This window comes from Priestia sp. 179-F W1.4 NHS (assembly GCF_045369295.1).
In the GTDB taxonomy this organism is placed as follows: domain Bacteria; phylum Bacillota; class Bacilli; order Bacillales; family Bacillaceae_H; genus Priestia; species Priestia zanthoxyli.
The window spans coordinates 181,731-195,378 of sequence record NZ_JBIQFF010000002.1 but is presented as its reverse complement, the minus strand read 5'-3'; the positions used below and the strand labels follow the sequence as shown (position 1 = coordinate 195,378).

General features: G+C 36.7%; 11 protein-coding genes. 9 read left to right on the top strand and 2 right to left on the bottom strand.

Annotated features, from left to right (window positions below):
- The first annotated feature begins 89 nt into the window (after positions 1–89).
- On the top strand, positions 90–290 hold the full coding sequence (locus ACH0CI_RS11505) for a hypothetical protein (protein WP_045291392.1): 201 nt from the start codon (positions 90–92) through the stop codon (positions 288–290).
- A gap of 89 nt (positions 291–379) precedes the next feature.
- Here the strand turns inward: ACH0CI_RS11505 and ACH0CI_RS11500 are convergent, their stop codons facing one another.
- Both ACH0CI_RS11500 and ACH0CI_RS11495 read right to left on the bottom strand, forming a co-directional pair.
- Positions 380–589, bottom strand: coding sequence for an alpha/beta-type small acid-soluble spore protein (locus tag ACH0CI_RS11500; RefSeq protein WP_013058452.1), 210 nt, complete (start codon positions 587–589; stop codon positions 380–382).
- A gap of 90 nt (positions 590–679) precedes the next feature.
- Entirely contained in the window at positions 680–1,663 is a 984-nt protein-coding gene (locus ACH0CI_RS11495; protein WP_045291391.1) for a LacI family DNA-binding transcriptional regulator, read from the bottom strand.
- Between the two features lie 326 nt (positions 1,664–1,989).
- Here ACH0CI_RS11495 and ACH0CI_RS11490 point away from each other — a divergent pair, with 326 nt between their 5' ends.
- The 8 genes from ACH0CI_RS11490 to ACH0CI_RS11455 all read left to right on the top strand — a co-directional run bounded on the left by ACH0CI_RS11490 (position 1,990) and on the right by ACH0CI_RS11455 (position 13,643).
- Positions 1,990–3,231: an MFS transporter gene (locus ACH0CI_RS11490; protein ID WP_335708380.1), complete on the top strand. Its 1,242-nt coding sequence runs from the start codon at positions 1,990–1,992 to the stop codon at positions 3,229–3,231.
- Between the two features lie 21 nt (positions 3,232–3,252).
- Entirely contained in the window at positions 3,253–4,710 is a 1,458-nt protein-coding gene (locus ACH0CI_RS11485; protein WP_406901776.1) for a glycoside hydrolase family 32 protein, read from the top strand.
- Between the two features lie 273 nt (positions 4,711–4,983).
- Positions 4,984–6,444: a protein adenylyltransferase SelO gene (locus ACH0CI_RS11480; RefSeq protein ID WP_406901462.1), complete on the top strand. Its 1,461-nt coding sequence runs from the start codon at positions 4,984–4,986 to the stop codon at positions 6,442–6,444.
- Between the two features lie 590 nt (positions 6,445–7,034).
- On the top strand, positions 7,035–8,486 hold the full coding sequence (locus ACH0CI_RS11475; protein ID WP_406901461.1) for a glycoside hydrolase family 68 protein: 1,452 nt from the start codon (positions 7,035–7,037) through the stop codon (positions 8,484–8,486).
- A 362-nt stretch (positions 8,487–8,848) separates the two neighbouring features.
- The gene (locus tag ACH0CI_RS11470; protein ID WP_406901460.1) at positions 8,849–11,635 is read left to right on the top strand and encodes a sigma-54-dependent transcriptional regulator; all 2,787 of its coding nucleotides are present in this window, start codon (positions 8,849–8,851) and stop codon (positions 11,633–11,635) included.
- Positions 11,636–11,889: 254 nt separating this feature from the next.
- Positions 11,890–12,330 (top strand): mannose/fructose/sorbose PTS transporter subunit IIA, encoded by a 441-nt coding sequence (locus tag ACH0CI_RS11465; RefSeq protein ID WP_335706565.1) that lies wholly within the window; start codon positions 11,890–11,892, stop codon positions 12,328–12,330.
- Positions 12,327–12,821 (top strand): PTS sugar transporter subunit IIB, encoded by a 495-nt coding sequence (locus ACH0CI_RS11460; RefSeq protein ID WP_013056296.1) that lies wholly within the window; start codon positions 12,327–12,329, stop codon positions 12,819–12,821. Before ACH0CI_RS11465 ends, ACH0CI_RS11460 begins: the two co-directional genes overlap by 4 nt.
- A gap of 12 nt (positions 12,822–12,833) precedes the next feature.
- Positions 12,834–13,643, top strand: a complete 810-nt coding sequence (locus ACH0CI_RS11455; protein ID WP_114894738.1) for a PTS mannose/fructose/sorbose transporter subunit IIC — start codon at positions 12,834–12,836, stop codon at positions 13,641–13,643.
- Positions 13,644–13,648 lie beyond the last annotated feature (5 nt).

The following is a 13,648-nucleotide window of genomic DNA, read 5'->3' as shown; positions in this document are numbered from 1 at the left end:
GAAAAAGAAACGGACGTAAGAAAACTTCTTGTTTATCAAGAAGTTTCTTTTGTATCTGAACAGTAGTTTGTATACGTAGGGGAGAGGTGATGAAGGTGAAAAAAAATGGTGAAGGTCACGTCCTTTTTATTATTCTCGGAGGCCTGTTTATTTTAATAGGTACACTCTTTGCAAATACTTCCGTTTATTTTCTCATCTCCGGATGGATAGCAGCTGTCTGTTGTTTGGGAATCAGTGCTGTACTAAAGAAAGGAAAAACAAAATCAGTCAGTAAAGAGGATGAGCAATAATAATTTTTATATAAAGATGGAAATTAAATATATGAAAAGGAAGAATGGATATCCATTCTTCCTTAAGTCATGGTGTGTATGAAATTGTCTTAGAAACGTCCGCCGCCAAGTTGTTGCTCAGCTAATTGTACAAGACGTTTTGTGATTTCGCCGCCTACTGATCCGTTTGCACGTGCAGTAGTGTCAGCTCCTAAATTTACTCCGAACTCGCTAGCGATTTCATATTTCATTTGATCGATTGCTTGTTCAGCTCCGTATACTAATAATTCATTATTATTGCTGCTTTTATTGTTTGCCATTGTATTCAACTCCTTTCTGTAACGTTAAGGTGTGAATAAAGGAAGAAGAATATGCAACAAACTGATATTTATTTTATAAAAAACGTATTTTTACGTTGTTTGCCCTTCTAGAAGCTTAACTGGAAGACAGATTTCACGGGGGACATTACTAAATTCTCCTTCAATTTCTTTTAGTAAAATATCAATGGCTGTTTGAGCAATCGATTCAATGGGCTGTTGAATTGTAGTTAGACCAGGTAACAAAGTCTGACTGGCTTCCGTTCCGTCATAGCCCACGATTTTTAAATCTTTTGGAATGCTTTTTCCTCTTTTTTGTGCTTCAGCAACTACTAAAGCTGCAAGTAAGTCATCGCTTGCAAAAATACCATCTACTTCCGGATGTTCTTCAAAAACCTTAGAAATAGTTTCTCGCTGAATGTTGCGGTCAAAGGTATTTGAAATTTCATACGTGATAGGCTGTTTTCCATACTGTTTCATCACATTTTCATAAGCTTTCCTTCTTAAGTTAGCTGGAGTTTCAAGTTTAAGGGGACCGTTAATATGAATAATATGCTTACAATCTTTTGAAATAAGCAATTCCGTGGCTTGTTCTCCTCCAGAATAGTTATCAGAAGATACGGTAGGAATACCTTTTGATAAATAATGATCTACTGCTACTACAGGAAGGCTTTGACTTTCAGAATCAAAAATACCTCTATTATAAGTAACGGCAATAACACCGTCTACCTGATTTCTGATAAGCATTTCTACATATTTTTTTTCTTTATCAATGCGATTCAGACTGTTACAAAGAAGTACTTTGTAGTTAAGAGAAGCACATATACTTTCAATATGAAAGGCTAACTCTCCGAAAAAAGGGTTGCTCGTTTGCGGGACAATCATACCGATTAAATTTGTTCGCTTATTAAATAGCGAACGTGCAATATCATTTGGGAAATAATTAATTTCTTTCATTGCTTTATAAACATTTTCCCGCGTTTCTTTGCTTATGTAACCACGGTTATTTAATACACGAGAAACTGTAGTCGGTGAAACACCTGCAATTTTTGCTACATCACTAATTTTGGCTTTCATCTAGTTTCCTCCTAATTTCTCCAAAACCTTGCTTTTATAGTATATATCAGACATGTAAAAGCCTTAAAATAAATGCAATCAAGCAAGCAGCTTTCCAGTCGCTACGTTTTATTTTGATACATAAAAATCTATGTAAAGATTGTAAACGTTTTATTGAACAATTTAAACATACCATAAAGCTCACTTTTACGCCTAATACAATCTTTTTGCCATATAAAATGTGAAACCGGTTGACATATGAAACCGGTTGACATAAAATCAAATTGAAAGTGCTTTCATTTTGTTAGATAAAAGATTTTATATCTTAAGCTAAAGGGGTAACTAAAATGAAAAGTTCAAAAAGTTTATATTGGAAGCTGAGTGCATATTTTTTCTTCTTCTTTTTTACGTGGTCGTCGAGCTACTCTTTATTTTCTATCTGGCTAGGGCAAGAGATTAAGTTGAACGGATCAGCTACAGGCTTAATCTTTTCTGTAAACGCTATCTTTGCTTTATGTATGCAGCCTTTGTACGGATATATATCTGACAGGATAGGTTTAAAAAAACACATTTTATTTTTTATTAGCTGTCTTTTAGTGTTTGTAGGACCATTTTATATTTTTATTTATGGGCCTTTGCTTCAATACAATGTGTTGATAGGAGCGATTATCGGAGGCTTATATTTAGGAGTAGCATTTTTGGCGGGCATCGGAGCGATTGAAACATACATAGAGAAAGTCAGCCGAAAATATAAATTTGAGTACGGAAAATCTAGAATGTGGGGGTCATTAGGCTGGGCTGCAGCTACATTCTTTGCAGGACAACTATTTAATATTAATCCTCATATTAATTTTTGGGTGGCATCCGTTTCAGCGGTTATCCTAGTGGCTATTATTTTTTCTGTGAAGGTAGAAATGAGCAGCTATGAAATGGAAAAAGCTGAATCCGTCACGCTGAGAGATGTAGGTAATTTATTCTTATTGAAGGAATTTTGGTTTTTTATGATTTATGTTGTTGGCGTTACGTGCGTGTATGGGGTATACGATCAGCAATTTCCTATCTATTATGCATCTTTGTTTCCTACTGAATCGATAGGTAACCAAGTATTTGGCTACTTAAATTCGTTTCAAGTATTTTTAGAAGCTGGAATGATGTTCGCAGCACCGTTTATTGTAAATAAGATTGGTGCAAAAAATAGTTTGATTTTAGCAGGATTTCTAATGGGATTTCGTATTATTGGGTCAGGACTTGTGGTTGGTCCAATTGGAATATCTTCAATGAAGCTTATTCATGCATTAGAACTTCCTATTATGCTCATTGCCATCTTTAAATATTTGGCAGCTAACTTTGACACGCGCCTATCTTCTATCCTTTATTTGGTTGGATTCCAATTCGCTTCACAAATAGGTGCTTCAGTCCTTTCACCTATAGCGGGAGGATTATATGATAGCGTAGGTTTTTCCCATACCTATTTAATTATGGGAGGTATGGTTTTGGTATTTAACGTTATTTCCATGTTTACATTACTAAACTCTAAAAAACATAAGTTTATAAGAAAAGATGTACAAAAAAACACACAGATTATATAGGGGGATATGATGATGTTAACGATAAATAAAATCGAGCAAGCTCAAAATTCATTAAATGAAGCAGAGAAAAAGGTAAATCATCAATATCGGTTGGGGTATCATATTATGGCGCCTGCGAACTGGATTAATGATCCGAATGGGTTGGTTCAGTATAAAGGGGAATATCATGTTTTTTATCAACATCATCCTTATGACGAGAGTTGGGGGCCGATGCACTGGGGACATGTAAAAAGCAAAGATCTTGTTCATTGGCAGCATTTACCGATTGCTTTAGCTCCTGGAGATACATTTGATAAAGATGGATGTTTTTCTGGAAGTGCCGTGGATAACGAAGGAGAGCTTACGCTAATTTATACAGGACATAATTATATAAACAAAGAACTGGATACTTTTTTTCAAAACCAAAATATAGCTGTTAGTAAAGACGGCATTACCTTTGAAAAAGCAGAGGTCAACCCAGTTATTGCTGAGCCGCCGGCAGATAGCTCTCATCATTTTCGAGATCCCAAAGTATGGAAGCACGAGGATTTCTGGTATATGATTCTAGGAAACTCAACAAAGAAACAAGAGGGACGTGTTATCTTATACAGATCTTCAAATTTACGACAGTGGGAATATGTTGGCGTCCTTGCTAAAAGCGATGGAGATCTAGGATACATGTGGGAGTGTCCGGACTTCTTTGAGTTAGACGGAAAGCATGTGTTAATGATTTCTCCTCAAGGGATAGAAGCAAAAGGTGATTCCTATCACAACCTTTTCCAAACGGGATATTTAGTTGGAGAATATAGTTATGAAACCAATACATTTCATCATGGGTCATTGACTGAATTAGATCACGGCCACGATTTTTATGCTGTTCAAACGCTTTTAGATGATAAAGGAAGACGAATTGCAATTGGATGGATGGACATGTGGGAAGCTAATATGCCAACGAAAGAGGATGGATGGTGCGGTGCGCTAACGCTTCCGAGAGAACTAACTTTAAGAGAGGATAAAGTGTTAATGAACCCCGTCCAAGAGCTTACATCACTTCGGCAGACTCAATATAATATGCTAACCAATAAAGCTCTTTTTGAAAGCTATGTAGTAGAAGTAAATGAAGACTTGCTAGAGATACAAGCTGTATTTGATTTAACGGACTGCCAAGCTTCATCAGTAGGAATAAAAATTCGTGGAATAAACAACGAAGAAACGCTTATGTGTTATAACCTTAATGAGCAAAAGCTAGTGCTTGACTGTACTCACTCGGGAAAAGAAGAGGGAGTGAGGAAAGTAGCGTTGCAAGCAGGTGAGACACTAGCTTTACGAATATTTTTGGATCGTTCTTCCATCGAAGTATTTGCAAACGAAGGACAAGCTACCATGACAAGCCGCATTTATCCAAAAGAAAGCAGGCTTGGAATTGAGTTATTTACTGAAGGAGGAGACGTAATCGTAAAAGAGTTAACATATTGGAATTTAAAAGATATTTGGGGGTAAAATACAGAGGAAGAAGTATATTAATACTTCTTCTTTTTTGAGCATTTAATAGCTCGTCAACAAAGTGGCGGTATATAAATGGATAAGGCACTTTAGATTAAAAGTACGAGCAAATACGATATAATAGTAAAAGAGATAATGAATGAAAGAGAAACTGTCCTGCTCTAAGATGCCCAAAAGAAAGCAGGATAGAGCAGGGCTGCTGCACTTATAAAACCACGATCAGTAAAGAAAAGAGTTATGTTTTAAGACACAAGAAGAAAAGGAGATACGATGACTAATCAAAAAGAAACAGGATGGAATTTGCGTAATAGCTATGCGGAGTTGCCAAACATCTTTTTTACCCCCCTTGATCCTAATCCAGTGAGTTCACCTAAAATAGTTAAATTTAACGACTCTTTAGCCGCGTCTCTAGGGTTACAAAAAGAACAGCTGCAAAGCCCAGAAGGAGTTAGTATTTTGGCTGGAAACAGTTTTCCAAAAGGTGCTTTCCCGCTTGCACAAGCTTATGGGGGGCATCAATTTGGCCACTTTAACATGCTAGGAGACGGCCGGGCTATGCTGATAGGGGAGCAAGTTACGCCTTCGGGTGAGAAAGTAGACCTTCAGCTTAAAGGCTCAGGCCGAACACCGTATTCCCGAGGAGGAGACGGCCGGGCAGCTCTAGGACCTATGCTGCGTGAGTATATTATTAGTGAAGCCATGCATGCTCTTGGTATTCCGACTACTCGGAGCCTGGCAGTCGTAACAACAGGTGAATCCATTGTTCGCGAAAAAGAACTGCCGGGGGCGATTTTGACGCGTGTAGCTTCCAGTCACCTTCGTTTTGGCACATTTCAATTTGCTGCCAAATGGGGAACAGTCGAAAACCTTCAAGCTTTAGCTGACTATGCATTAGAACGTCACTTTTCCCACATAGAAAAGAATGAAAAAAAATATTTATCATTGCTTCAAGAAGTGATTAAGCGTCACGCTACCCTAGTTGCTAAATGGCAGCTTATTGGTTTTATTCACGGCGTCATGAATACGGATAATATGACAATTAGCGGAGAAACAATTGATTATGGGCCATGTGCATTTATGGATACCTATGATCCAGAAACTGTATTTAGTTCAATTGATGTACAAGGGCGCTACGCTTATCAAAATCAACCGGGCATTACAGGGTGGAATCTTGCGAGGTTTGCTGAAGCTTTATTACCTCTGTTGGATCAAGATATAGAAAAAGCAGTTGAAATAGCACAAAGCGCCGTGACAGAATTTCCAAAACTCTATCGAGAAAACTGGCTGGCGGGTATGCAGGCTAAACTTGGACTTTTTAACGAAGAAAAAGAAGATGAAGCATTATTCCAAGAGCTTCTTACCATGATGAAAACCTATAAAGCTGACTATACAAATACATTTCGTGCATTAACTTTCAATAAGCTAGGAAAGAGTGACCTGTTTGAAAGCGAAGAATTTGCACAGTGGCAGGAGTTATGGCAGAAAAGACTAGGCAGACAAAAACAATCTAAAGCAGAGTCGGAAAAGCTTATGAAACATAACAATCCCGCTGTCATTCCTCGAAATCACCGAGTAGAAGCAGCGCTAGATGCAGCACAAAAAGGAGACTATAGCGTTATGGAAGATCTTCTAGAAGTGCTTTCTAGCCCATATGAATCGCCGGATCAGTCAGAGTATTGTACACCGTCTGCTCCGTCTAATCAGCCTTATCAAACGTACTGCGGCACTTGATTTATTTAGATAAGAACAGCTATTTAAAGACAGCATAAATGAAATCAAAGAGAGCTCTTTATAAAGAGCTCTTTTTGATTTTCTGAAAAATGTATGATTGATTCATTGAAATGATAGCAATTCCTTGGGAAGAGCTGCATAAAATTTAACAGTATAAAAGAATCAAAAAAAAAAGAGATTACCTAATTCTTTTGTCTCTTATTATTACCAGTAGAAACTATTATATAATAAATTATTCCACTATTTCACAAAAAATACATTAAAGATATTTTTTTGAAAATGGTCTACTTTAATAGCTGTAGAAGAACTTATAAAAAATAGCAGGTTAAATATGACGATCAATTTGCCTACTTAATCAAAAAGTTAAAGATTTAAGACTTTATAACTAAATTGAAAAAATAAAGGGAGAAACAAGGGCATGGTTAATCCATTTTACCTATTTGACTTTTCAATATTATGCAAGTAATCTTGGAAAGGTAATGGAACCGGTTCTGTTATTTCACCAGATTGATATGACTTCTCGATACATAGAAAATGAATTGCTTGTGAGTGATACAAGAAAAAGTATTATACAAAAGGGAGAAAAACAGATGAATATTAAGAAAATCGCAAAGCAAACTACAGCTTTATCTTTTGCTACAGCTCTGTTAGTAGGTGCTGGATCTCAAACATGGGCTGCCGAAAGCAATCATAAAGATACTAATAATAATTATGGAGTTTCCCATATTACGCGTGATAACATGCTGAAAATTCCTCAGCAGCAAAAAAGCGAACAGTTTAAAGTTCCAGCTTTTGATAAATCAACAATCAAAAATATTGCCTCTGCAAAAGGGTATGATAAATCGGGCAATTTAATTGATTTAGACGTATGGGACAGCTGGCCCCTGCAAAATGCTGACGGAACAGTAGCCAACTATCATGGTTACCAAGTTGTATTTGCGCTAGCAGGTGATCCGAAAGATGCTGATGATACATCTATTTATGTGTTTTATCAAAAAATAGGTGAAGAGTCGATTGACAGTTGGAAAAATGCAGGAAGAGTGTTCAAAGACAGTGAAAAATTTGTACCGAATGATCCTCATTTGAAAAAGCAAACACAAGAATGGTCAGGATCTGCTACTTTAACATCAGATGGAAAAATACGCTTATTCTATACTAACTTTTCAGGTACAACCTATGGAAAACAAACCTTAACAACAGCTCAAGTAAATGTATCTCAGCCAAGTGCAGATACGTTAAAGATTGAAGGTGTTGAAGATCATAAATCCATTTTTGATGGTGATGGTAAAAAATATCAAAATATTCAGCAGTTTATTGACGAAGGCGCATATGGTTCAGGAGATAATCACACGTTGAGAGATCCTCACTATGTAGAGGATAAAGGGCATAAGTACCTTGTGTTTGAAGCGAACACAGGAACTGAAGATGGTTATCAAGGTGAAGATTCCCTTTACAATCGAGCTTACTACGGTGGGAATAATCCATTTTTCCAATCAGAAAAAGAGAAATTACTTCAGAGCTCTAATAAAAAGAAAGCCGCTTTAGCAAACGGTGCATTAGGCATTATTGAATTAAATAACGATTATACCTTGAAAAAAGTAATGGATTCACTGATTACTTCAAACACGGTGACAGATGAAATTGAACGCGCAAATGTATTTAAAAAAGATGGAAAATGGTACTTATTCACAGATTCTCGCGGATCTAAAATGACTATTGACGGTATCGGCCAAGATGACGTATATATGCTAGGATACGTATCAAATACGCTGACAGGAAAATACAAACCGCTAAATGATACAGGACTTGTTTTACATATGGACCTCGATCCTAATGACAAAACGTTCACGTATTCACACTTCGCAGTTCCACAAGTGAAAGGAGACAATGTCGTGATTACAAGTTACATGACAAACAGAGGCTTCTATTCAGAGGAACATTCTACGTTTGCTCCTAGCTTCTTGTTAAATATTAAAGGATCAAAAACAGCTGTTGTGAAAAATAGTATTTTACCACAAGGACAATTAAGTACAGATAGATAATTTTTAAAAACGAAAGAAAATGGCGACAACTGCTGCTGTTTTCTTTCGTTTTAGTATGTAATCACAAATATGCTGTAACTGCAGTGCTGATTAAAATAAAAAAGTAGTATATACAGATTCATAGTTATTTTATTTAAAGAAAATGAAACATTCAGACAGACTATAACTTTAAGAATGAAACCGGTTGACATGCAAGGTTGACTAACTTAATATATTTACATATAATGGCTTGAAACGCTTTCATAGATTAGTATAACATGATGATACTTATAGATGAAATAACTTGTAGTAGTAGGGAATGTTTCATTTCTTTGAAAGAGAAAATCCCGTTCGTTAACTGAAAATAAAGAAGGTGCTTCTTAATGAAACGAATTGATAAGGTATATAATCAGCTGTTGAGTAATTTTCAGGAGTTTACAGAAGTAGAACTTTTACATAAACAAGGAAGCTCAGCGATTGAAATTGCTGAACAGTTAGATTTAGAGAGATCTAATGTAAGTCTTGAACTGAATAAACTTGTCCGCATGCAAAAAGTAATTAAAATTAAAATGTTCCCCGTTCGCTACGTTCCGCTAGAGGTTGTCGAAACCATTTTTCGTCAAAAGTGGGATACGAATAAGATGGAAGTGGAAAAACTAGAGCAGCTATCTAATGGAGGAAAAGAAGAAGCACTTCCTGCTAATCCTTTTGAATTAATGATTGGAGCCACAGGCAGTTTAAAAAAATCGATTTCTCAAGCAAAAGCCGCTGTCCTTTACCCGCCCAATGGGTTACATATGCTGCTATTAGGTCCCACGGGATCAGGCAAATCTCTTTTTGCAAAACGAATCTATCAATTTGCTTTATATTCAGAGAGGTTAAAAACAGGGGCCCCGTTCATTACCTTTAACTGCGCTGATTATTATCACAATCCTCAATTACTTCTTTCTCAGTTATTTGGTCATAAGCAAGGGAGTTTCACTGGAGCAACTGAAAGTAAAGTAGGTTTAGTAGAACAAGCAAATGAAGGCATTCTCTTTATGGATGAAATACACCGGCTTCCTCCTGAAGGTCAAGAAATGCTTTTTTACCTCATTGATCAAGGTACGTACAATCGCCTAGGGGAGACAGATCATAAGCGAACATCTAAAGTGTTAATTATTTGTGCTACAACTGAAAATCCTGGTTCAGCCTTACTGCAAACTTTCTTAAGAAGAATTCCGATGACTATCCATATTCCCTCATTAGAAGAGCGATCTCTAAAAGAAAAACTTCGTCTCACAACGTTTCTTTTAGAACAAGAAGCTAAACGAATTAATAAAAAGCTAAGTGTCCACATTGATGTATTAAATGCTTTAATCCACACTGAAAAATTCGGGAATGTAGGGCAGTTAAAGTCCAATGTACAGCTCGTTTGCGCACACGGATTTTTAAATAACCTTGATAGTAAACATATGGTGGAACTTACAGTAAGAGATTTGCCTGATGATATTAAACGAGATTGGATTTCGAATAGTAAAAATATGGAGCGCAGCAGAAAAATTTCTGAATATGTAAACCTCAAAACGATCATTTCTCCCGCTATGGAGAGCCAAGAAATAAAAATGGAGGAAGACGTATCATTTAATTTATATCAGTTAATAGAAGAAAAAGTAGATGTTTTAACAAAAGAAGGTTTATCTCAAGAAGACATCAATCAATATATTCTTACCGACATTCATTTGAATGTTCGGAGCTTTTTTAATCAAAAAAATGGCCAGAGTTCTAATTTAATGAAATTCGTAGAAGACGACGTGATTCAGCTTACAAAAGAATTAAAACATTTAGCAGAAAAAGAATTGAACTGTAAATTTGATCGCAGATTTATTCATTTTTTAAGTATGCATATGGAATCTTTTTTAAAGCGAAAAAAACAAGTAGACGTATTAAATACAAAGGAGATAGATGAAATTCGCGAAACATACCCAAAAGAATATGCGGTAGCCCTGCTTTTTAAAAATCGAATTGAAAAGTTGTTTAACATTGTCGTGCCAGAAATAGAAGTCATTTATCTCACAATGGTTATTCAATCCATTCGAACGTTAGAAGAAAATAAGCGAGTGGGGATTGTAGTTGCTGCACATGGAAACAGCACGGCAACTTCTATGGTAGAAGTGGCTAAGGAGCTTTTAGGGAGCACTCCTATTATAGCTATTGATGTGCCTTTGACGGTATCTCCAGTCGAAATTGTAGATAGGTTAGTCCAGGGAATTAAGAAAGTAGACGAAGGAGAAGGCGTATTAATGCTTGTGGACATGGGCTCGCTTGCCATGTTAGAAAGCAAGTTGGAACAAAAAACAGGGACTAAGATTAAAACAATCAGCAACGTGACGACGTCTATGGTGTTAGACACCGTTAGAAAAGTAAATTATTTAGACTTAAATTTATATGCCATATTTGATTCGGTGCAAAAAGACTTTATGGAATTTATAGATAAACAGCAGCATGTGTTTGGAAAAAAGAAAGCCCTTGTTTCTATTTGTACAACAGGAAGCGGTACAGCAAAACAATTAGAAAAAATCTTAACGATTATTTCACGGAAAGTATCTCAAGAGCCTATTAAAATTCTAACCGTTTCTTCTATTAAATTAGCAGCAAACATTCGGGAAATTCAAAAAGAATATGAAATTGTCGCAACAGCAGGTACCAAAAACCCTAAGATTGATGCGCCTCATGTATCGCTAGAAGTCCTTATTGAAGGGCAGGGAGAGCGGATACTTCAACAGGCAATTACAAAAGAAACGATACGCTATGATGAGGAGCCGACCGAAGGGAATATTGTAGTGCGTGAACTTTGCGAAGAAAACTTACGAAAGTACCTTCTATTTATTAATCCGTATCTCATAAGTGAAATTTTGTTAGAGTGGTTAAATCACGTACAAGATGAGTTAGAAATGGAATTAAGCAACACCGTTATGATTCGAATTGTGATGCATACAGCCTTTGCTTTAGAAAGAATGATAAAAAACGAACCTCTTGCTTTTCCGGAGGATGAAGAAATCACTCCTCAGTTAGAAAATATTTGTCAAAAAACGGAAAAAACATTACAAGCCGTCGAAAAAAAGCTTAAACTTACCTTAACAAGAGATGAAAAATTATTTATTGCCACCATTTTTGCGGATGAAATGTAAAAATCATATGATAATTCTGAGAAACTAGTTTGATTTATATGCCACTAGTTTCTTTTTTTATCCCACTTTTTAAATAACAGAAAAACCTGTATTAAAACGCATGACGTTTTGATACAGGTTTATTTATTTTAAGAAACCTGTATCAACAACAAAGAAAAAGGTATTGAAAAATAAATGAAAGCGCTTAATACTCTTTGTTGGCACGATACTTGCAATAAATAAGTGTAGAACGTAAAAGAGAGGAGCAAGTGTACATGATTTCAGTCATTATTAGTGGGCATGGTGATTTCGCACCAGCATTAGAAGGGTCTTCCAAAATGATATTTGGTGAAGAGAATCACGTAGTAGCCGTACCTTTTCTAAAAGGAGAAGGTATCCAAACGCTTGAAGCAAAATATAAGCAAGCATTAGAGGAAATGCCCTTAGAAAATGAAGTGCTTTTTCTAGTCGATATTTTTGGAGGTACACCTTACAATGCGGCTACTCCCTATATCCTTAAAAATGAAACAGCGGATATGGTATCGGGAGTTAACTTGCCTATGTTATTAGAAGTGTTAGCCATGAGGGAACACGTTACATTAAAAGAGATGCTAGGAAGATTAAAGCAGGTGAATGAAGAAAGTTTTCAAGTGTGCAGTGAACATTTGGAGAAAATCCAGCAAGCAAACCAAATCGGAGAGGATGGATTATTATGAAAATCGTTTTAGCAAGAATTGATGACCGCTTTATTCACGGGCAGGTATTAACAAGATGGATCAAAACAAATGCAGCAGATCGAATTATCATTGTTTCAGATGAGGTGGCAGCGGATGAAATGAGAAAAACGCTGATTCTTTCTGTAGCTCCTTCGAATGTAAAAGCAAGTGCTGTCTCGATTTCTAAAATGACAAAAGCCTTTCATAGTCCGCGTTACCAGGATACAACAGCCATGCTGCTGTTTGAAAACCCCGCAGACATTGTCGCTCTTGTTCAAGCAGGCGTACCTATTGAGACAGTAAACGTAGGGGGCATGCGTTTTGCTAATGACCGAAAACAAATCACTAAATCTGTAAGCGTTACCGAAAAAGATATCGATGCTTTTGAGAAACTGCAGGAACTAGGCGTAAAGCTTGAGCTGCGCCAATTACCTTCAGATTCTAGTGAAAATTTTATTCAACTACTGAGAAACGAAACAAAAATCAAATAAGGAGATGAGTTTATGTCTTCCATACAAATTATTTTATTATTAGTCATTGCAGCGATAACTGGCATCGCAAGCGTGTTGGACGAAGGGCAATCCCATCGTCCTCTCATTGCCTGCACGTTAGTAGGCTTGGTGCTTGGAGATTTAAAAACGGGCATTATTTTAGGTGGAACATTGGAATTAATGGCTCTTGGATGGATGAATGTTGGATTGGCGATGGCACCTGATACGGCTATTGCTTCTGTTATTTCAACTATTTTAGTTATCACAGCTGGTCAGGGTATTGGTGAAGGAATTGCGGTAGCCATAGCTTTAGCAGCTGCAGGGCAAGTACTCACCATTTTTGTTCGTACCATCACAGTATTTTTAATTCATCGAGCTGATAAGTACGCGGAAGAAGGGAACTTTAAAGGAATTGAAATTATGCATATTACTGCTATGGGTTTTCAGGCTCTCCGCGTTATGATTCCAACGTTAATTGTTACATTAATCAGCGTAAGCGCCGTGCAAACTTTCCTCGGAAATATTCCGGAAGTTATTACAAAAGGTCTGCAAATTGGGGGAGGCATTATCGTGGTCGTAGGATATGCCATGGTTATCAATATGATGAACATTCCTCATTTAAAGCCCTTTTTCTATATCGGGTTCTTATTAGCGGCATTTACAGGGTTTAACCTGGTAGGATTTGGGGCGTTAGGTCTTTGTTTAGCACTTCTTTATCAGCAAGTAATGCAGCAGCGAAATCAAATGCAGCCGGCAGGCGTTCCCGCAGCTACAGGGAGCGAACAAGTATATGATGATGACGATGATGATTTAGATGCCTAAACGGC

Excerpts from the sequence above, each read along its gene's own strand:
- ACH0CI_RS11505 (WP_045291392.1), top strand. The coding sequence starts at position 90 with ATGAAGGTGAAAAAAAATGGTGAAGGTCACGTCCTTTTTATTATTCTC.
- ACH0CI_RS11500 (WP_013058452.1), bottom strand. The coding sequence starts at position 589 with ATGGCAAACAATAAAAGCAGCAATAATAATGAATTATTAGTATACGGA.
- ACH0CI_RS11495 (WP_045291391.1), bottom strand. The coding sequence starts at position 1,663 with ATGAAAGCCAAAATTAGTGATGTAGCAAAAATTGCAGGTGTTTCACCG.
- ACH0CI_RS11490 (WP_335708380.1), top strand. The coding sequence starts at position 1,990 with ATGAAAAGTTCAAAAAGTTTATATTGGAAGCTGAGTGCATATTTTTTC.
- ACH0CI_RS11480 (WP_406901462.1), top strand. The coding sequence starts at position 4,984 with ATGACTAATCAAAAAGAAACAGGATGGAATTTGCGTAATAGCTATGCG.
- ACH0CI_RS11475 (WP_406901461.1), top strand. The coding sequence starts at position 7,035 with ATGAATATTAAGAAAATCGCAAAGCAAACTACAGCTTTATCTTTTGCT.
- ACH0CI_RS11470 (WP_406901460.1), top strand. The coding sequence starts at position 8,849 with ATGAAACGAATTGATAAGGTATATAATCAGCTGTTGAGTAATTTTCAG.
- ACH0CI_RS11465 (WP_335706565.1), top strand. The coding sequence starts at position 11,890 with ATGATTTCAGTCATTATTAGTGGGCATGGTGATTTCGCACCAGCATTA.
- ACH0CI_RS11460 (WP_013056296.1), top strand. The coding sequence starts at position 12,327 with ATGAAAATCGTTTTAGCAAGAATTGATGACCGCTTTATTCACGGGCAG.
- ACH0CI_RS11455 (WP_114894738.1), top strand. The coding sequence starts at position 12,834 with ATGTCTTCCATACAAATTATTTTATTATTAGTCATTGCAGCGATAACT.